Source organism: Candidatus Diapherotrites archaeon (assembly GCA_040755695.1).
In the GTDB taxonomy this organism is placed as follows: domain Archaea; phylum Iainarchaeota; class Iainarchaeia; order Iainarchaeales; family 1-14-0-10-31-34; genus JBFMAK01.
In genome coordinates this window covers 1-20,091 of the sequence record JBFMAK010000005.1, presented here as the reverse complement: position 1 = coordinate 20,091, position 20,091 = coordinate 1, and the positions used below count along the sequence as shown (strand labels likewise).

Annotated in this window: 17 protein-coding genes; 13 read left to right on the top strand and 4 right to left on the bottom strand. The window is 50.6% G+C overall.

The window, feature by feature from the left end; all coding sequences use genetic code 11:
- The 6 genes from AB1467_07125 to AB1467_07100 all read left to right on the top strand — a co-directional run.
- Positions 1-226, top strand: a 226-nt coding sequence (locus AB1467_07125; protein MEW6296025.1) for a hypothetical protein, incomplete at its 5' end; no start/stop codon positions are given.
- Between the two features lie 1,015 nt (positions 227-1,241).
- Positions 1,242-1,907, top strand: coding sequence for a hypothetical protein (locus tag AB1467_07120; GenBank protein ID MEW6296024.1), 666 nt, complete (start codon positions 1,242-1,244; stop codon positions 1,905-1,907).
- A gap of 70 nt (positions 1,908-1,977) precedes the next feature.
- Entirely contained in the window at positions 1,978-4,368 is a 2,391-nt protein-coding gene (locus tag AB1467_07115) for a class I SAM-dependent DNA methyltransferase (protein ID MEW6296023.1), read from the top strand.
- A complete protein-coding gene (locus AB1467_07110) occupies positions 4,359-5,603 on the top strand; it encodes a restriction endonuclease subunit S (GenBank protein ID MEW6296022.1) in 1,245 nt (414 codons plus the stop codon). The genes AB1467_07115 and AB1467_07110 overlap by 10 nt, the downstream gene beginning before the upstream one ends.
- A complete protein-coding gene (locus AB1467_07105; GenBank protein ID MEW6296021.1) occupies positions 5,600-8,686 on the top strand; it encodes an HsdR family type I site-specific deoxyribonuclease in 3,087 nt (1,028 codons plus the stop codon). The genes AB1467_07110 and AB1467_07105 overlap by 4 nt, the downstream gene beginning before the upstream one ends.
- Positions 8,676-9,404 carry a SprT family zinc-dependent metalloprotease gene (locus tag AB1467_07100; protein MEW6296020.1) on the top strand — a complete coding sequence of 243 codons (729 nt, stop codon included), beginning with the start codon at positions 8,676-8,678 and terminating at the stop codon, positions 9,402-9,404. Before AB1467_07105 ends, AB1467_07100 begins: the two co-directional genes overlap by 11 nt.
- A gap of 299 nt (positions 9,405-9,703) precedes the next feature.
- Here the strand turns inward: AB1467_07100 and AB1467_07095 are convergent, their stop codons facing one another.
- The 4 genes from AB1467_07095 to AB1467_07080 form a co-directional block, all read right to left on the bottom strand.
- A complete protein-coding gene (locus AB1467_07095; GenBank protein ID MEW6296019.1) occupies positions 9,704-10,150 on the bottom strand; it encodes a MucR family transcriptional regulator in 447 nt (148 codons plus the stop codon).
- Positions 10,151-10,279: 129 nt separating this feature from the next.
- Entirely contained in the window at positions 10,280-10,468 is a 189-nt protein-coding gene (locus AB1467_07090; GenBank protein ID MEW6296018.1) for a hypothetical protein, read from the bottom strand.
- 196 nt (positions 10,469-10,664) lie between these two features.
- Positions 10,665-14,192: an MBL fold metallo-hydrolase gene (locus AB1467_07085; protein ID MEW6296017.1), complete on the bottom strand. Its 3,528-nt coding sequence runs from the start codon at positions 14,190-14,192 to the stop codon at positions 10,665-10,667.
- A gap of 152 nt (positions 14,193-14,344) precedes the next feature.
- Positions 14,345-14,641 (bottom strand): hypothetical protein, encoded by a 297-nt coding sequence (locus AB1467_07080; GenBank protein ID MEW6296016.1) that lies wholly within the window; start codon positions 14,639-14,641, stop codon positions 14,345-14,347.
- A 612-nt stretch (positions 14,642-15,253) separates the two neighbouring features.
- On the opposite strand from AB1467_07080, the gene cas6 reads away from it, so the two are divergent.
- The 7 genes from cas6 to AB1467_07045 form a co-directional block, all read left to right on the top strand.
- Positions 15,254-16,144: a CRISPR system precrRNA processing endoribonuclease RAMP protein Cas6 gene (gene cas6, locus AB1467_07075; protein MEW6296015.1), complete on the top strand. Its 891-nt coding sequence runs from the start codon at positions 15,254-15,256 to the stop codon at positions 16,142-16,144.
- Positions 16,145-16,169: 25 nt separating this feature from the next.
- Positions 16,170-17,132, top strand: coding sequence for a hypothetical protein (locus tag AB1467_07070; protein MEW6296014.1), 963 nt, complete (start codon positions 16,170-16,172; stop codon positions 17,130-17,132).
- Positions 17,123-17,362, top strand: coding sequence for a CRISPR-associated protein Csx3 (locus AB1467_07065; protein MEW6296013.1), 240 nt, complete (start codon positions 17,123-17,125; stop codon positions 17,360-17,362). Before AB1467_07070 ends, AB1467_07065 begins: the two co-directional genes overlap by 10 nt.
- 81 nt (positions 17,363-17,443) lie before the next feature.
- A complete protein-coding gene (locus tag AB1467_07060) occupies positions 17,444-18,337 on the top strand; it encodes a reverse transcriptase domain-containing protein (protein MEW6296012.1) in 894 nt (297 codons plus the stop codon).
- A 36-nt stretch (positions 18,338-18,373) separates the two neighbouring features.
- A complete protein-coding gene (locus tag AB1467_07055; GenBank protein ID MEW6296011.1) occupies positions 18,374-18,613 on the top strand; it encodes a four helix bundle protein in 240 nt (79 codons plus the stop codon).
- Between the two features lie 282 nt (positions 18,614-18,895).
- Positions 18,896-19,894 (top strand): CRISPR-associated endonuclease Cas1, encoded by a 999-nt coding sequence (cas1, locus tag AB1467_07050; GenBank protein MEW6296010.1) that lies wholly within the window; start codon positions 18,896-18,898, stop codon positions 19,892-19,894.
- Between the two features lie 35 nt (positions 19,895-19,929).
- Positions 19,930-20,091: four helix bundle protein (locus tag AB1467_07045; protein ID MEW6296009.1), on the top strand; the 162-nt coding region annotated here is incomplete at its 3' end.

The following is a 20,091-nucleotide window of genomic DNA, read 5'->3' as shown; positions in this document are numbered from 1 at the left end:
CGGCGCCATCACCCACCAATGGACCCTGACTGCGAAGCCGGCCGGCAGCAACGCCGTCCTCAGTGACCCGGCCTCCCCCACTCCCACCTTTGTGGCGGACGTACGCGGCCTCTACACGGCCCAATTGACTGTGAGCGATAACGTGAACAACAGCGCCCCGGCCACCGTCAAGATACGCCTGATCAGCCCCCTAACCCCGGTGCACTCCTTGCTCCTGTTGGATTGAGGGGCACGTTTATCCTTTTAGTTGATGATAAAGATCAACGCTGAAAAGCGTGTAGCTGCTCTCAATCCGCCGTTCAAATCAAGATAATTTGGGGTTGGTATACTTATCATAGTCATTCTTTCGGGCACTCTATCATTTAAATTTTGCCTCAAATACTAGAGCAATGATGCCCGGACATGAAACTAAAGATGGTGGTCTCCTGCATAAAAAGCGGTAGGACCACTCTTAACTGCCTCTAAAACCCCTATGGTTGATGCGGTGCAAAAGGCGTGAGTAGGCAGAAAATGGACTCCCAAATAAGAAAGTCACGCGAATGATCACGCACCAAGGAGGCTTAAAACTGCTGCTGATTACGAATCATCTGCCTTACCATCGATAATGCCCCACTCACCGCCAGAAATGCCACCCCCTCTTAGGTGAGGTGGCCAGGATTATTCATACCTAGCCCCTATCTCCATCTTATCCGCGTACCCATACCATTCCCATTCACGCGTCTGGGCCTCTTTCTGGAGGGCAGGTGGCGCGGCCAACGGCAGGGCTTCATAATCCTGGGAGATCCGGGTTAAGGCGGAGATATAACCCGCTTTGATATCGGGGGAAGGATCGAATCGATAAAAGATGGATCCATCCAGGGTTTCTTATCATGCCTGGAGGTGGTATGTGCATGTCACCTCAGCCCTTTCTCTGGCTCACCACCACCGATCAGTGCTGGCCTGGGGTATCTAAGCTCCGGAGCAATGAGATATCTGGACTCTGGGAGGGGTGATAGACCCGAATTTTTGGAAAATTACTTTCAGCGAAATGTGTGCTATCCTGTCTCGCACGAAGGATTTGGCCACAAAAAATGGATTCCTCTCGAGGTTAAACTCGGAGAGAGAGGTCCCCCAAACCATTTGTGGACTGCGGTGGCAAAGGTTGCTGCATAATCGCGGTTTATACAGACTATTTAATCCCTGTTGGACACCACGATTAACCGTAGCGGCAGACATGAACGGCAGGTCATCAAAGGAAAAGCATGAAGGATATCCTGACCGATGGAAAGCTGCAGTTAATGGCGGCGGTAGCGCTCCTCGAGCAGTCCAGGCTTGTCGAGTGGATTCCAGAAGAGAACAGGTTTGTTCCTGTGTTAAGAGAGGCGTTTGAGTCCTCCTGGCGGATAAACATTGATCCTGTCTTTGGTAGATTACTCTGCTGGATCGTCTTCTCGGCCGGAGCCGAATTCCTGGCAAAGGGCACATGCCTCGTCAATGGAGTAGAGATTCGGTCTGAGCGTAAGGTGCCTGCTTACCCAACAGAGGATATCGAGGATTGGGCACCGAAGTTCCTAAAGGCACCGAACTGCAACGGCATGGTGATGGTGACTCATTTCGGAACCCTGGGGGACCTAACATACAACAACCCCGAGAAGAAGGTCCACGCAGCACTAAGCCGCCTTTGCTCGACTGTGAACGCCACAGCCATGGAGAAAGCTCTCTTATTCGCAGCGTACAACCTGCTGGCCAAGTCTATCAGAAATCGAGACGCCCATGCCTATGTGGCAAACGTGCGCGATTCGCACTTCAGCTTAGTACCTGAGCTATTCACTCGCTGCTTCAATATTCTCGTGTCATGGCTGCCTGGTGGACCATCGAAATTGACCCAGTGGCGGGCGGAGGCGAAAGAGTTTATCTCGTTGATGTGACGAGCCCTTGCAAAAGACTATTCTCCCAAAACTATAAAGAACCAAAGATATTCACTGAGAAATAATCTGTATGCCCATCAAGAAATCCGAACTTTACGGTTCCCTTTGGAAAAGCTGTGATGAACTGCGGGGCGGGATGGATGCCTCCCAGTACAAGGACTATGTGCTGGTGCTGCTGTTCGTCAAATATGTCTCTGACAAGTACGCCGGGCAGAAGGATGCACTGCTGGACGTGCCGGCCGGGGGTGGCTTTGCCGATATGGTGAAGCTCAAGGGCGACAAAGAGATCGGCGACAAGATCAACAAAATCATCGGCAGGCTGGCCGAGGCCAATGATCTCAAGGGTGTGATCGATCAGGCTGATTTTAACGACTCGGACAAGCTGGGCCGGGGCAAGGATATGGTGGACCGCCTCTCCAACCTGGTGGCCATCTTCGACAATCCGGCCCTGGACTTTCGGGGCAACCGGGCCGAGGGCGACGACCTGCTGGGCGATGCCTATGAATATTTGATGCGTCATTTCGCCACGGAGTCGGGCAAGAGCAAGGGGCAGTTCTACACCCCGGCGGAAGTCTCCTGGATCATAGCCAAGGTGATCGGCGCCGGCAGCGCCGCGTCCCCCGACCAGACCATTTACGACCCTACCTGCGGCTCCGGGTCTCTGCTTTTGAAGGCCCACGCCGAAGCCAAGGCCCGCACCGGGCTGGACCTGGCCCTCTACGGCCAGGAAATGGACAACGCCACCGCGGCCCTGGCCAAAATGAACATGATCCTGCACGACTGCCCCAGCGCGGAAATCTGGAAGGACAACACCCTCTCCAGTCCCTATTTCAAACAATTCAATGGCAGCCTCAAGACCTTTGACTTTGCCGTGGCCAATCCGCCGTTTTCTTACAAGGCCTGGAGCAACGGCCTGGACCCGGCCCATGACGCGTACGGCCGCTTTGCCTTGGGCATCCCGCCCGCCAAAAACGGCGACTATGCCTTCCTGCTCCACCTGCTCACTTCCCTGAAAAGCCGGGGCAAGGGGGCCATTATTTTGCCCCATGGGGTGTTGTTCCGGGGCGGGGCCGAAGCTGAAATCCGTAAGAACCTTCTGCGACGGGGCTACATTAAGGGCATTATCGGCCTGCCGGCCAACCTGTTTTACGGCACCGGCATCCCCGCCTGCATTATCGTGCTGGATAAGGAAAAATCCCATTCCCGGAAGGGCGTTTTCATGATCGACGGTTCCAAGGGCTTCCGCAAGGATGGCAACAAAAACCGCCTGCGGGCCCAGGACATCCACAAGATCGTGGACGCCTTCACCAAACAGCTGGACATCCCCAAATACTCGCGGCTGGTGCCTCTGGCCGAAATCGAGGGAAACGACTACAACCTCAACCTGCCGCGCTATATCGATAGCACCGAGCCGGAGGACTTGCAGGACATCGACGCCCACCTGCGGGGAGGTATCCCCGACCGGGATATTGATGAGTTGGACCGCTTTTGGCAGGTATTCCCCAGCCTGCGCACCACGCTGTTCGCCCCCGGGGACCGCCCCGGTTACAGCCAACTCCAGGTGGCGGGCAGCGACATCAAGGCCACTATTTTTGGCCATGCGGAGTTCACTGCCTTTAATCAAGCGGTGACGGCTTTATTCGAGGAATGGAAGGCGGCAAACCTCCCGATTCTCAAGGGCATTGCCATCGGCGGCAAGCCCAAGGCGCTGATTGAAACCCTGTCCGAAAGTCTGCTGGAGACCTTCAAGACGGCCCCCCTGCTGGAGGCCTACGATGTCTACCAGCATCTGCTGGACTACTGGGACCAGACCATGCAGGATGATGTCTACCTGCTGGTGCAGGAAGGCTGGACGGCAGTGGTGGAGGGCAAGCCGAGCACTGACTTGATTCCGCAGCAGCTGATCATTGACCGCTTTTTTTCGGGAGAGGCCCAGGCCATCGAAAAACTCGAAACCGAGCGGGAGGATATCAGCCGCCAGTTGGAAGAACTGGAAGAAGAGCACGGCGGGGAAGAGGGATTGCTGGCAGAGGCCAGGACCGACAAGAACACCCTGACCAAGGCCAGCGTCAAGGCGCGGTTGGCCGAGATCAACCTCTTCCACAATGCCCTCGAGGAACGCAAGCTGCTGAAGTCCTACCTTGATCTGATTGAAAAGGAGGCCATGGCCAAGAAGAAGGTGAAGGACGCCCAAAAGGCGCTGGAGGCCAAGGTCGCGGCCCAATACGCCAAACTCACCGAAACTGAGATCAAGACCCTGGTGGTGGACGACAAATGGCTGGCCACTCTGGCCGCCGTGGTCCAGACTGAGTTGGACCGGGTCTCCCAGGCCCTCACCGGCCGCATCCGGCAACTGGCGGAGCGCTACACGATTCCGCTGCCCCGGCTCACCGAGGAAGTACAGAATATCGCCGCCCGCGTGGATGAGCACCTGAAGAAGATGGGTTTCGCATGGAACTGAAGCCGGGCTTTAAGAAGACCGACGTGAGCGATGAGCGCCAAGCTTGGCGTGATTGCGACATTTCGGACCTTTGCAGTCTTCAAAGAGGATTTGACATCACTGAAGCAACACGGAAACCAGGAACTGTTCCGGTCTATTCTTCATCTGGACTGTCTTACTTTCACAATGAAGCGAAACTCCAACCACCTGCGGTAATCACAGGTCGGAAGGGAATTCTTGGGAAAGTATTCTTCGTTGAAGAACCTTGTTGGCCACACGACACAACCCTTTGGGTAAAAGACTTCAAAGGAAACGACCCTCGGTTTGTTTCTATTTTCCTCAGCCAATTTCAGCTTGAGCGATTCGATGCAGCCACATCAGTCCCAACACTCAACCGGAATAATCTGGTTGGCATACCAATCCGACTCCCCTCCCTTCACGAACAACGCACTATCGCCGCAGCGCTAAGCGATGTGGATGCCCTGATCCGCGGGCTGGACCAGATCATCGCCAAGAAGCGCGACCTCAAACAGGCCGCCATGCAGCAGCTCCTCACCGGCAAGCAACGCCTGCCGGGGTTTTGTCAGAAGCCTGGGTACAAGCAAACCGAGATTGGGGTGATTCCAGCGGATTGGGAGGTTAAAGTTCTGGGCGACATCTTTGATATTAGCGGAGGATTATCTGCCTCACGAGATCAATTGACCTCTGAGGGGCATTGCTATTTGCATTACGGCGATATTCATACCTCAGCTAAGAGCTTCATTGACGTTCGCACTGAGTATTCGGACATCCCCAAGCTCAATATTCCACTGAAGCGTGTTTCGTCAAAGTCGCTCCTGGCTGATGGTGACATCGTTTTCGTGGATGCATCTGAGGATGATGAGGGAACGAGTAAACACGTTGTCATAATCAATCCGGAAGGAGTTCCTTTTATTTCGGGGCTGCATACCATTGTCGCGAAAAGCAAATCAGCATCATTGGACAACGGGTATAAGCGATATTGCTTTCAAACCAGTGACGTTAAGAGGCTGTTTCATTTCTACGCAGTTGGTACGAAGGTTAGTGGAATAAGCAAGACTAATATCAAGAAGCTCTTAATTCCCATTCCGCCCATTCAAGAACAAGCTGCCATCGCCACCGTCCTCTCCGACATGGACGCCGAGATCGCCGCCCTGGAACAGCGCCGGGATAAGACCCGAACCCTGAAGCAGGGCATGATGCAGGAATTGCTCACCGGGAGGATCAGGCTGGTATGAGCACCGTCGGCCAAATCGAAAAAAAGACCCAGGCCCGGGTGGTCCAACTGTTCCGGGACAACTTGGGTTATGATTATCTGGGGGACTGGACCGAGCGGGAAGGCAACAGCAACATCGAATCGCACCTGCTGCGGACCTTCCTGAAAGAGCAGGGCCATGACGACGAGCTGATCAACCGGGCGCTGTACCTCCTAGACAAAGCGGCAGGGGACCAGAGTAAAAGCCTCTATGACCGCAACAAGGCGGTGTATGGCCTGCTGCGCTATGGCGTCAAGGTGAAGCCCGAAGTGGGCGAACTCACCCAGACCGTCTGGTTGATCAACTGGAAAGAACCGCTCAACAACAACTTTGCAATTGCCGAGGAAGTCACCATCCTGGCCGCGGACCCCAAGGCCTACACCAAGCGTCCGGATGTGTTGCTGTATATAAACGGCCTGGCCCTGGGGGTGCTGGAGCTGAAGCGTTCCATCGTGTCGGTGGCTGAGGGCATCCGCCAGAACCTGGACAACCAGAAAAAGGTCTTCATCGAACCCTTCTTCTCCACCATCCAGATGGTGATGGCGGGCAACGACACCGAGGGGCTGCGCTACGGCGTCATCCAGACCCCGGAAAAGTATTACCTGGCCTGGAAGGAAGACAGCCCGGTTGAGAACCTGCTGGATAGGCAGCTGATGCAGATGTTCCATAAAGAACGGCTGCTGGAGCTGATTCACGATTTCATCGTGTTTGACGCGGGCACCAAGAAGGTCTGCCGCCACAACCAGTATTTCGGGGTGCGGGCCGCGCAGGAGGCCGTGCGCCGCCGGCAGGGCGGCATTATCTGGCATACCCAGGGCAGCGGCAAAAGCCTGATCATGATCTGGCTGGCCAAGTGGATCAGGGAGCACGTGCCGGAGGCCCGGGTGCTGATCATCACCGACCGCACGGAACTCGATGAGCAGATCGAAAAGGTGTTCATGGGGGTGGATGAAGGCATCTACCGGACCCAGAACGGCGCCGACCTGATCGCCACGCTGAATAAAAACGAGAAATGGCTGATGTGCTCGCTGGTCCACAAGTTCGGCCGCATAGAGGCAGGGGAAGAGGTGGGCGACATCGCGGGTTACATCCAGGAGGTGAAAAGGGCCCTGCCTCCTAATTTTAGGGCCAAGGGCGACCTCTACGTGTTTGTGGACGAGTGCCACCGCACCCAATCCGGCGAGTTGCACGAAGCCATGAAGGCCATCCTGCCCAGCGCTATGTTCATCGGCTTCACTGGCACACCGCTTTTAAAGGCAGATAAACAGAAAAGTATCGAAGTATTCGGCCCCTATATCCATACCTACAAATTTGACGAGGCGGTGCAAGACAAGGTAGTGGTGGATTTGCGCTATGAGGCCCGGGACATCGACCAGAGCATCACTTCCCAGGAAAAGATTGACCAATGGTTTGAGGCCAAGACCAAAGGCCTGACCGATCTGGCCAAGGCGCAACTCAAAGCCCGCTGGGGCACCATGCGGAAAGTGCTCTCCAGTCAGTCGCGGCTGGAGAAGATTGTGGCCGACATCTTGATGGATATGGAAACCCGGGACCGTTTGCAAAGCGGACGCGGCAACGCCCTGCTGGTGTCCGGCAGCATCTATCAAGCGTGCAAGTTTTATGAGCTGTTCGCTAAAACCGAACTGGCCGGCAAGTGCGCCATCGTTACCAGCTACCGGCCCAACCCCGCGGACCTCAAAGGCGAGGAATCGGGCGAAGGGATGACGGAGAAACTGCGGCAGTATGAAATTTATCAGAAGATGCTGGCCGACTGGTTCAACGACGCCCCGGAGAAGGCCGTCAACCGGGTGGATGAATTTGAGAAGGAGGTGAAGAAAAAGTTCATCGACGAGCCAGGGCAGATGAAGCTCCTGATCGTGGTGGACAAGCTGCTCACCGGCTTTGACGCGCCGTCGGCCACCTATCTCTATATCGACAAGCAGATGCGGGACCATGGCCTCTTCCAGGCAATCTGCCGGGTAAACCGATTGGATGGCGACGACAAGGAATACGGCTACATCATTGATTACAAGGACCTGTTCAAGTGCCTGGAAAGCTCCATCAAAGATTACACCGGCGGCGCCCTGGACGGCTATGACAAGGATGATGTGACGGGGCTGCTAAAGGACCGGCTGGACAAGGCCCGGGAGCGCCTGGAAGAGGCCCGGGAAGCCGTGAAGGCGCTGTGCGAGCCGGTGGAGCCGCCCAGAGATACGGCGGCCTACCTGCACTACTTCTGCGCTGAAGATTCCGGCAATGCCGAGCAACTTAAGGAGAATGAACCAAAGCGATTAACATTATATAAGCTCACCGCCGCCTTTATCCGCGCCTTTGCCAATCTGGCCAACGATCTGGAGGAGGCTGGCTACAGCCCAGCCGAGATTGACCAAATCAAGGCGGAGGTGGACCGCTACGAGAAGGTCCGTACCGAGGTAAAACTGGCCAGCGGCGACTACATCGACTTGAAGATGTATGAGCCGGCCATGCGCCACTTGATCGACACCTATATCCGGGCCGAAGAGAGCGAGAAGATCTCCGCTTTTGACGATATGTCGCTAATCGAGCTCATTGTGGAGCGCGGTGCCGAGGCGGTGGAAAGGTTGCCCCAGGACATTCGGAAAAATCAGGAAGCTGTAGCAGAAACCATTGAGAACAATGTCCGCAAGCTGATCATTAATGAGCAGCCGATCAACCCCAAATATTATGAAAAGATGTCCGAGTTGCTGGATGCATTGATTGAGCAGCGGAGGCAGGAGGCCCTGGATTACCAGAAATATTTGGAAAAGATCGTGGAGTTGACCAAGAAGGTGAAGGAGCCCGCCAGGGAGTCGTACCCCCAGACGCTAAATACCCCGGCCAAACGGGCGCTGTATGACAACCTTAACAAGGATGAGGCTCTGGCGCTTGAGGTGGACCGAGCAGTGCGGAAAAGCCGTCAAGACGATTGGCGTAGCAATGCGGTTAAGGTCAAGCGTGTGCGGATAGCCATTAAGTCCGTTCTTCAGGATGACGAAACACTCGCCGAGAAAATTCTGGAACTGGTGAAGAACCAGCATGAATATTGAGAAGCGCCAGATCACAGTCAACGACATCACCATAGAGGTGGTTCGTAAGGCCATTAAGAATCTGCACTTGGGGGTCTATCCCCCCCACGGCAGGGTGCGGGTAGCGGCCCCATTGGCAGTAAGTGATGACGCAGTGCGGCTAGCGGTAATCGGCAAGTTGGCTTGGATTAAGCGCCAGCAGGCAAAATTTGAAGCTCAGCGGCGCCAGTCCAAAAGGGAGATGGTCAACGGCGAGAGCCACTACTTTTTAGGGCGGCGCTACCGCCTCCGCATTATCGAAAACCGTACCGCCGGAAAAGTGGTTTTGCGCAAGAAATCCTTTCTGGATCTCTATGTACGGCCGGAGATTAACGCCGAGCAACGAGAACAGATACTCCTGAAGTGGTACCGCCAGCAGCTAAAAGGGATGATCCCGTCTCTGTTAGGAAAATGGCAATCGGAACTGGGCGTGCAGGTTTCTGATTGGGGAATAAAGAAGATGAAAACCAAGTGGGGGGCCTGCAATATCGACGCCCGACGCATCTGGCTGAATCTTGAACTGGCAAAAAAGCCGGTGCAGTGTCTGGAATATATCCTTGTCCATGAACTAGTGCACCTGCTGGAACGCCACCATAACGACCGATTTCAGAAACTGATGGATCAATTTATGCCGCAATGGCGGCTGCATCGGGAAGAGCTGAACCGGGCGCCTTTAGCCCATGAGAATTGGGATTATTGATAAGGTTACCACAAGGGGTTACGTGAGAACATGCATAACCTGTCGCCGCTCCTGCCCCAACGTTAACGTTACGGATCCTGTATATGAAGGTCGCTGCTAAAACTGGAACCCTATCAACCCCTCGAAAATTCAATTCCAATTCAAACTATCCGGACCATAACATCTCTTCCCGGCTACAAAAGCTATATAAAAAGGGACCACAAACTGGTCCCTTACACTTAAATAACGCAAAAAAGGGACGACTCAGACCTATGCAGATGGCGTCTCTCTGGCAAATTCTTATTAACTTCCTTGTCACATTACGCGGGCTTGGAGGCCTTCCGTTTCCCTCTCTGAGCCCCCAGACCTTTTTCCACCGCCAGCTTCCGCCGCTGCTCAGAATATTCCTTGCAGACCAAAGGATATTTTTTGGGATCCAGGCCGAATCTCTTGAAATATTCTTTCGGCATCAAATTGTGGGCCTTGCGGATATGGGCCTTTAGGGTCCGCATCTTTTTGCCGCACTCCAGGCAAACAACGTATTTTTCCTTGACGATATCCTTTAGAGGGATCGATGGCTTCTTCACCTCTTCGACGTTTTTCCCCTCCGCCAACTCAGGCGTCTCCAATAACTCCCCACCTTCCAACGAGGCCAAGGCATTATAAACCTCTTTAATTTCACCTATCAATTGTTCGGGGGTAAGTTCGCTCATGGAGGCATGGGAAATTACAATCTGAGCCGTTAACTTCAACACTTCACTGGCCATGGGAATTTTCCTCTCATTTTTTGTGGAATAGGTTGCAGCAATTAAGCTAATTTTCAGTATTCATTCTATCTTGTCAAGGTTTATGTTTATATTTCGTTTTTTTTACTAAGCTACCACTCTTAGGTTTTGCTACCAGAGGGTCTTTTGTCGCTTGGGGATCTTTCGATGCTTTCCAATAAATTTCTCTGCGATAAGTCTTGCTATAAGCGGAGCATTTCCACCAGCCCGATTATTGGCGATGATGTTGATCTCCATCTCTTGTTCAATGGCCTTCTCCATAATTTCCACAGTTTCCAAAACCATTTCCGGCTGCAGCATTCCGTCCACCAACCTGTCAAAGGGATAGGACTTCAAGTAGGAATCTTCATAACGCATGCCTATGGGGGTGAGAAGGCGGACCACAGGAAATGGTCAGGGTCATGAAGACCCTTCTACCCACCTCTCTCCACCCATTATTGCGTCTCTCGATTTAACCTTTAGCGGTGGCCCCAAAATGTGCCCAGCGTCCAATGAACTAACTAACACGAATTTCAATATGTCTAAAGGGATGGTATCTTTCAATTCGCTCAGCAAAGCCAAAATCAATAACTTTTCGGTTCACACTTTCCGGATCATGCCTGCGACAATAGTATATCAAACCTTCCTCCTCCCACTTCAGACATACTTCGGTAATATTTTCTAAATTATGAAATTTATCGTCATCAGTGTAATCGTTATTTAAATTACACCTATTACATCTGACCTCTATTCGATTATCTGTCCCTGGTTTAACTCTGATTGTCATTCCAATATCTCCTGTTAAGCATTTTGGATCATTCGTTTGTTTATAATATTCATTCAGTAACATTGCCACCTTATGCCTGTAGGAGCCCATTTCTTCGCTGGTCTCCGCAACAATAAAAAGTCTATCCTTATCTGTTTTTTCGCTTATGAATTTTCCGTATGTTCCCAAAATTCCGTGCAAAAACATATGTTCTCCATCTAATTTATGTAATTCATTATTCAGTCGCTTAATTGGGTCGAATATTAATGCAACACTGTCTTCAATCTTATATCCAAGAGAGTACTTGAGTTGATTAATTATAGGCCGCATGGGATGGGAGCGTTTCCCTTTTTTATCTAATTCTTCTAACAATTGTCGTAATTTTCTATTATCCAAAGTTATTCCACAATATGCCTTCAGCTCTCGGAAAGGTGTTCCGTTTATATGGGCGATTAGAATGTCGGAATCCATAAATTGGTCGCTGATAGGAGCGCCAAAATAAGTGCCGTTTCTCTGTTCTCGATATCGAGTATCGCCGATTATCCCAATTTTAAATTCTTTTTTGTTGTTACCAGGAAAAAATTTCAATATTAATCCTAAACTGTTGGCAAAAATTGGCGAACAGATATCTCGATGAAATACCTGCTTCGCTTCAATAGTGAAATTATCAAAGATTTTCATTTCGTTAACATGAGGGGTGAGCTCAATTTTCTTGAACAAACTAGGGCTTTGATTTACCATAAACTCATATCGTACGGATACACTTGGGTTTAAGATAAGATACAAGGTTCTCTTTTGAGTTTCATCAACTTTACATCTCTTATAATGAAGAGACATAATAGTGTCTATCTCTGCAATATGGTCAATATGATCATGTGTTGCTATAATATAATGTACATCTGCTATCGAGAATCCCTCTGAATAGAGATTTTCAACAAAATTGATCCCTGGATCTATCGCAATGCCCCTGCCTTTGAATGTGAGGAAGTAACCGCCGCCTTTCATTTTAAACGCTGAGGGCCTTGGAACTGCGGGATTAATTGAACTCCAGCGTTGCAGGAAATGGAATCTAATCTCATCTTCTTTTTTCAACCGTTCAGGTCTCATCAAATACTTATAAAGTTCAGCATTTCTGGTAGAAAAATCATCTGTATAAAGTAATAACTTATTGATGAGTTCCTTTGCTATCTCTTTCTTTTTATCTATTTTCCCCACCTTCTCTGGTTTCCAAAGGAATTCAAGGGCTTCTTTAGCTATGAGGCGGTACATGATATCCCGGGGCTCCCCCGGGGTCATTAGATCAATTTTCGCTTCCTTATCGCGAGTTGGAATTCCCAACTCTTCTCTTTCCTCCTCTAATATCGCTCTAGTTTTCTCACATTTAGTCTCAAGATCAATAATCAGCTCATTAAATCTGGCCAAGTAATTTTGCGGGTTAAATTTTAAGGCTAAAAGTAACCATCTGCCAGCGAGGAGGTTCCTGCAAAGAATCTTTTTGTCGACTTCCAACTCTTCCAGAGATTGGGTACAGTCTGGCTCTGCATCTATATTCTCTAATAATACGAAATCGGGCAAATTAAAAATATATATAATAAACCCTATAAGGTTAAACAGTTCTGAAATTAATGCGGCATAATCGTTACATTGTTCAAGATTTTCATATTTAATTATACTATTGACGTTTTCAGTAAATTTTGATAGTATATCATACATCTTTTTCTTGTTAATTTTAGGATCAAGTCTGGTATCGTCAAAATGTTTTACTTCTTCTGAGAAATCTATGGCTTCATAATTGCCAGTAATCGTCCTTAATAAATGCTGAAGAGCCTTGATATACCATTTTAATGCCTTCCTAAATTCCCCCAATTCCAGGAAGGTCTTTCCCTTGGCAATTTGAATGCGTCCTATCTTTATACAAGAATCAAGGAGCTCTTTGAGTTCCTTTTTTTCTTTGGTTTCTTTACCTTCTTTAACGTCTTCTTCATCTTTTAATGATGAAACTTCCTTAAATTTACTCATTGAATTACAGAAATATTGATGGGCATTGTAAAAGGCGAAATTCTTCCGATAAAGTTCGCCTTTCAGCGAATATATATAGGGAACGGTCAATTTCTGGTACCAGGCTACTGCTCCTCCAGGTTGGGTTGCTTGCAGCCCGGTGGTTTGTTTCTCAGCACTCGAATAGTCATTGAAGGCATTTTCCGGCTTCCCTAGCATTTCGAAGGCAAAACCTCGCCGAATATAACTGATAATTTCGATGATCTTGGAAATTTCCTGTGATTGCCTTAAATTATTTCGATCGAAAATATTAGGAAAATATTTGGCAATTAGGCGAATAAAAGTGAAGACTTTTTGAGCTCTAAGAATGAGTTTATCGCCTTTTTCGGCCTTCTCCACATGCTGCTGAAGATTTCTAAATTCATTGGTCCCCAGTCTATGGATAATAATATGATATTTGGCCAAAATGAGGAGCAAAAATTCTACCATCCAAGAATACGACTCAGAACTTTTTTGAATCAGAAACGCCTCAGCCTTATGATGAATTTCAGTAAAAATCACCTCGCCTCTAATATCAGAAATAAACAATTTCCAATAGGAAGCCCGATCATTACCGGCATATCTTCTTTGTTTATTTAACAGAATTCTAAGACCACAATTATAGTTACATTTTTCACTTTGTGTCGCAATCTTATTTTCATTTTCTTTCCCTATTATGAAACGCTCAACAATTAATTTAGGCACTCCCTTATCGAGTTTATCATAATTTGTCGTGAGATTGTCATCTGTGGTTCTCTTATTTGGGGGTTTCCGATAAGCTTTTAAAGCAATCCTGAGATTAGACTGTATAATGTCATAAATATTATAAATAAGACAAGCCTCCAAAGTATCTGCTGTTCCATTTACTGGTATTATATCTTTTAAATAAAAATTATCGCTAAAAATACTTACTGTTAATTCGTCCAGGCGTTTGATATATTCATCATATTTCGTTATAACAAAATCGTCATACTGGTCATCACTATATTCTCTTGGCGTAATTTCCTCTGGAATTGAGGTAGAATAGCGCAACTTTAGAAGAAGATCATAAAAATCATTAATTATTTCATAAAATTCCCGAATATGTGTTGTTGGTTCCCCATCACTAAGTACTCTATCTTCTAAATAGTTGTCAATATGTTCTTTGATATTATATTTCTCCAACGAATGATATAGTTCAATTTCTAAATATTTTATCAGGTCCGAAGAAGAAAACTCTTTTATAGAATAACTATTACTCATCTACAATACCTCCCGTTACATTTTAGAGTGTGCAGCGTTTGAAGAAGTACGCGGATAAAAAAAAATCCATAAGAGGATGAAATATGAAATATTTTTTACAGAATGTCAAAAGGAAAAGTTGATTAAAGGCGTCAAAAAACTTTCTCTCCTTATCATTCCCATTGGTGTTGTTGACTATGAAGAGGCTTTCCCTTAAGAGGCTCCCCCTTTCGTATTTTCTGGGCCATGGTGATTTGTGGCACCTTGAGGATGATCCGATCTCCCTTTTTTAAATGACCGCTGTATGCCTTCAGAACCTTGTAGTTCTGGGTGGGTTTCCCGTCTAGATCCAAAAGCGGCCGGTAGAAAGTGAAGTCAATTTCCAAGACCTGGAAATGGGCGAAGTATTCTTCTACGCTATCGACTGGGAGCACTTCTTCGATAAAGGTATTTCCCCCGACAATCTTCATCCTTTGGGTGATCCTTCCGGCATAGCGGTCCTGGGAGTATATTTGCCCAATCCAGCCGGCGTAACGGTCACTGGCCGTCCCGATGAAAACGCGTGGATGAACTTCCCGGAAATGGAAGGTTTTCAGACTGTCTTGGGAACCGATGGGCATGGCTTCAGTTTAAAGGAAAAAGGGAGTTAACCCAACTGCACTATGGAATTTAATGGGAAGGGTACGGTACGGATCATTTCTGTAATTTTTGCCTGCTCTGTGATTAGAGAGGGTTTTGGCAAGTGGTTTTAAGTGGCGCATTTTGGCGTTTAGTTGGTGCATTTCGTGCCAAGTTTTTTAGGCTCAAAAAACTGCGGAGCGCCAGGACACGGGGCTATTTTAGACACCCTATCCGCTTCTTAGTTGGCGGGGTGACGGTCTTCAGGGACGTCCGAATGAACCACGAACAACAAGTAAAAATTATCTTGATATACATAGGTGATAGGTCTAAGTTGACTATATTCTGTGAAGTTTTTCCAATCAGTATCTCTTCTTTGGCCGGAGGAAGACATGCCTCGGGAGGGATCGCCCCCTTTTTTATCATTTGCCAGGTTTAGATTCAATCTTCGTGTGACCAGCCACATGACCCTGCCTCCTTATAAAGGCGCGGTCTTCCGGGGGGCCTTCGGCAATGCCTTCCGTCGCTTGGTTTGCCTTGTCCCCAAAGATAAGTGCTCTAACTGTCGCCATAGGGAAAAATGCCTGTATACCGCAATTTTTGAACCCTCCCCGCCTCCCCAATATCCCGATGCCGGCAAGTTCCACCAAGCCCCCCGCCCTTATGTCCTCAACCCCCCTTTAACCGCCGAATCGACCTTTAATCCCGGAGAGGTGCTATCCTTCGAGTTGGTGTTGGTGGGCCGGGCCATTGATGCCATTCCCTATTTCATTGTCATCTTTTCCGAAACCGGCCGCCATGGCTTGGGCCGGGATCGGGGGCGCTTTGAACTGCTAAGCGTTGAGCTTCTCTCCCAAGACCAGTCAACTATTATTTATCACTCCCGCTCCCTTAGTCTTACCGCCTTTGAACCGGAATCCGGCCCCCAGACCAAGCCTAAAGATGACCAGGTTAATAGACTTACTCTGGAATTCCTTACCCCCTTGCGCCTCAAAGAGAAAGGCGACCTGATGACCCGCTTCGCCTTTCCCTTATTCTGGGAGCGCCTGACTCAGCGCCTCTCCCTCTTGGCTGCCTTTTATGAAAAGAACCCCCAGCTTCCCGATTTCGCGCCGCTCTCCTCTAAGGCTTCCCAAATCCAGGAAGTACGACATGACCTGCGCTGGCATGACTGGGAGCGCTACTCCTGCCGCCAGGATGCCACCATGAAATTCGGGGGACTGGTGGGTCGGGTCAGCCTGCAAGGCCCCCTGGACCCCTTGCTACCCTTTCTGAGACTGGGAGCCCAGGTAAATGTAGGACAGGAAACTACCTTTGGCCTGGGGCGATATTCTCTCGATTATAAAAATCAATGATTTCCCCCTGATCTTTTGAGGGTAATTGACAAAAAGGTTAAGTAATATGAAAGTCTCCTCCAATCGGCGGCGTCAATGGTGGTGGGATTATTCTCCTTGGGTCATCGGCGGATTGGTGATTCTTACCGGAAATTGCGCCGCCAACTCCCTTTGGGAGACTTTACAAGCCTTAATAACCCTGATTTTCGAAGGAAAATGGGGCTCAATTTCCTTAACCGGCATTCTCGCATTATTTTTGTTCCTCATTTCTGCCTGCATTCTTTATAAAAAGGTGAAAGAAAGGACGAGACTGCACACTCGCAAGCTCTATAAAGAAGACCCCGCGGAATTAAGAGAACATTTGGTGCTATTCATTTCCGAACCGAAAGATTATGAGCAACCCTCCGGTATCCCTCCTGGCTTGGTTTTGTCAGGAAAGATTGAAAAGGACTTAAAAGCCATTGAAGATCATAAGAAAGTAGGACCACGCTGGACCTGGGAAATGCCTTTTCGAGCATTGATGCATCATTTGGGGAAATCTCCTTATCTGGCCCAGGAATCAAAGCTAAAGACTGTGACCCTGTTATTCTCCCAGCAGTCAATCCTTTTTAGAGACAAATTTTTGGAATGTTTTTGCCCTTACGCCCATGAGAGTGATTTTTCCTTTAATGTTCTTTTGAAACAAAAAGGCAAGCCGGAACTTTTTCAGAGTCTTTTTTCATCCTCCCCCGATAGTCGGCATGGTTGGGATTTCGAGCACTTTGATGAGCTCTCCGAAGCTTTATGGTATTTGTTAAAAAAGTTTGATGAGCAGCAGGTTCCTGAGAATGAAATCATGCTCGACTTCACCGGTGGCCAGAAACCAAGCAGCGCAGTGGCCGTAGCCATGACATTCAACAGCAAAATCAAGGCCCAATATATCCAAACCAACCCTCCCATGCGTGCCATAAGTTACGATTTATTTTATGGGATTACTGACACCGGGGGCTTCGGAAAGATATGGGCTTAATTGATCTGGAAAGCTTTTATTCTCATACCGCCAAACTCGCCGACCTCCCCGCCTACCTGCAAAAGGCCCTGGATTTGGCCGGCGAAGGTACAGAGGTCGTCCTCACCGGCCGCGCCCCCGTGTGGTTATATCTCGCCGTGGCCCATGCCCTCCACGGCAAGGCCCGCAAATTAATCTACCGCTCCCCGGTCACCGGTGACTTGGTCATCTTCGACCACAATCCCTTTTAGTAGGGTCAGCCCATGATTACTCAAGTCACTCACCCCCCCAACCTCCACGCCGCCTTTCTCCGGGTGGAAGCCTCCCAAGGCATGGCCGGGTTGGACGGGGTGACCATCGGGGATTTGCGGCACAACCTGGAGGTCAACCTGGCGGTATTGGGAGAAGAACTTTGCTCCGGGCGATATTTTCCTCTCCCCTTACTGCGACTGTTGGTGGCCAAGGCCGACGGCTCTCCCCGGGCCTTGGCGGTGCCCGCGGTTCGGGATCGGGTGGCCCAGGCCGCGGTCCTCAACATCATCGAGCCCCTCTTTGAGGCCCAATTCGAGGATGTCAGCTTCGCTTATCGCCGGGGCCGCTCCGTCAAGGCCGCCGCCCTCCGGCTTAAGGAACTCCGGGACCAGGGCTACCGCTACCTGGTCAATGCCGACCTGGACGCCTTTTTCGACAACGTGGACCACAACCTGCTACTAGGCAAAGTCACCCGCTTGATACCTGATATCGGCGTTTGCAACCTGATCCGGGTTTGGGTGAAGGCGGAGGTCTATGACGGCGAAAAGGTTTTTGTCATGGACAAAGGCATCCCCCAAGGCGCCGTGGTCTCTCCCATCCTGGCCAACCTTTTTCTGGATGAATTGGATGAATCCCTGACCGCTCAGGGCTACCGCCTGGTGCGCTATGCCGATGATTTTGTCCTCCTGGCGAAAACCCGGCCCCAGGCGGAAGCCGCGCTGGAAGCCACAGAAGAAGTCCTGGCCCGCCTGCACCTGGCCCTGGACGCCGAAGACACTGCAATCACCGATTTCGACCAGGGTTTTAAGTTCCTCGGACTTATTTTTCTGAAAGACTCCATCTTTGTTCCCTTTGACCGGCCTTCCCGGGAACGACGAGTGCTTTATTACCCGCCTCCTTTCGACCTGAAAGGCTATCTGGAACGGCGGAGGACCGGAGACCGAAGACGGGAGACCGGAGGGGACGGGGGATAGGGGACCGGAGACGGGACGCTGAGAAGGGGACTGACCTTGGGTTATAAGTTTCAGGAATTAGCGGTTTATAAATTGTCCCTGGATTATTTAGACCAGCTCTATGGGTTGGCTTCATCGCTGCCTGATAGCGAAAGATTCAATCTCAAAAATCAGTTGGAACGATCCGCCGCTTCCATTGTCTTGAATATTGCCGAAGGATCGACGGGCCTGAGTGATGTCGAGCAAAAACGTTTTCTCTCCATGGCTTCCATATCTTACCTGGAGACCATAGCTTGATTAGACATCATGATTAGAAGAAAGTATATCCAGGATCACCAGTTGCAGACTCTCAAGGAATTGGGCCATCGGCTCTTTGTCAAATTACAGGCTTTCAGAAAAGCCCTCAAGTCTTGACGGGAGACGGGGAACAGGGGACGGGGGAAAAGCGAACTCTCCGCTCTGCCGGCCCTATTCCCGGTCTTAGGTCCCCGGTCTGCCGGCCCTATTCCCGGTCTTCGGTCCCCGGTCTCCGATCCTTTCCGGTCCCCCGTCCCCGGTCTCCCGTCCCCCGGAGGAACCATGGCTTACCTCTACCTCACCGAACAAGGCTCCGTCCTCGCCAAAACCGGCGAGCGCCTGGTGGTGTCCAAAGACGACGCCGTACTTCTGGACGTCCCCGTGAGCAAGCTCCAGGGCGTCCTGGTCTTCGGCCACGTCCACCTTACTACCCCGGCCCTGCAACTCTGCCTGGGCCATAACGTGGAACTGGCCCTCTTTACCCGCCGGGGACGCCTCCTGGGCCAGCTCACTTCCCCCTTTCCCAAAAATATCGAACTGCGTCAGGCCCAGTATGGCCGGGCCGCGGATGCTGCTTTCGCCCTCGGCCTGGCCCGAACCTTCGTGGCCGCCAAACTGGGCAACTCCCTGGAATATCTCCGGGAGTTCGCCCACAATCACCCCGAAACCGACTTGGCCCAGGAGACGGCCCAGGTGGCCGCGGCCCGGGACCAGGCCGCCCAGGCCCCGGACCCGGCCCGGCTTCTGGGGCTGGAGGGCAGTGGGGCCCGGGCCTACTTTGCCGGATTCGCCAAGATGGTGCGCCACTCCTTCGGCTTTACCGGCCGGGCCCGCCATCCCGCGCCGGACCCGGTGAACGCCCTCCTTTCCCTGGGCTATACCATGGTCTACAACGAAATTTCCTCCCTCCTGGACGGCCTGGGCTTCGACCCCTACCTGGGGTTTTTCCATCAGCCCCGTTTCGGCCACGCCACCCTGGCCTCGGACCTCCTGGAAGAGTTCCGGGCTCCCCTGGTGGACCGCCTCACCCTGAATCTGGTTAACAATCGCATCTTGCAAGAGCCTGATTTTTACTCCCATACTTCCGGGGGCGTTTATCTGCTGGATGAACCCCGCAAGCGGTATTTTCAGGAGTATGAACGCTTTATCACCCGGCCCCAGGCGGCCGCGGCCGATGAGAAGGACCTGGATTTTCGCGGCCTCTTCCGGCGCCAGGCCCAGCGCCTGCGCCAGACTTTGCTCACCGGCGAGCCCTATGCCCCCTTTATTTTTAGGGATTAGGGATTAGGGATTAGGGATTAGGGAAAGGAAAAAATATGAGCGTCGCAATACGGTCATATCGGGATTTGACGGCCTGGAAGAAAGCCGTTGCATTAGTGACCGAAATTTATCGGCTTACCTCGGATTTCCCCAAGGAAGAAATGTTCGGCCTGACCAGTCAAGTCCGGCGGGCTGCGGTTTCCATCCCCAGTAATATT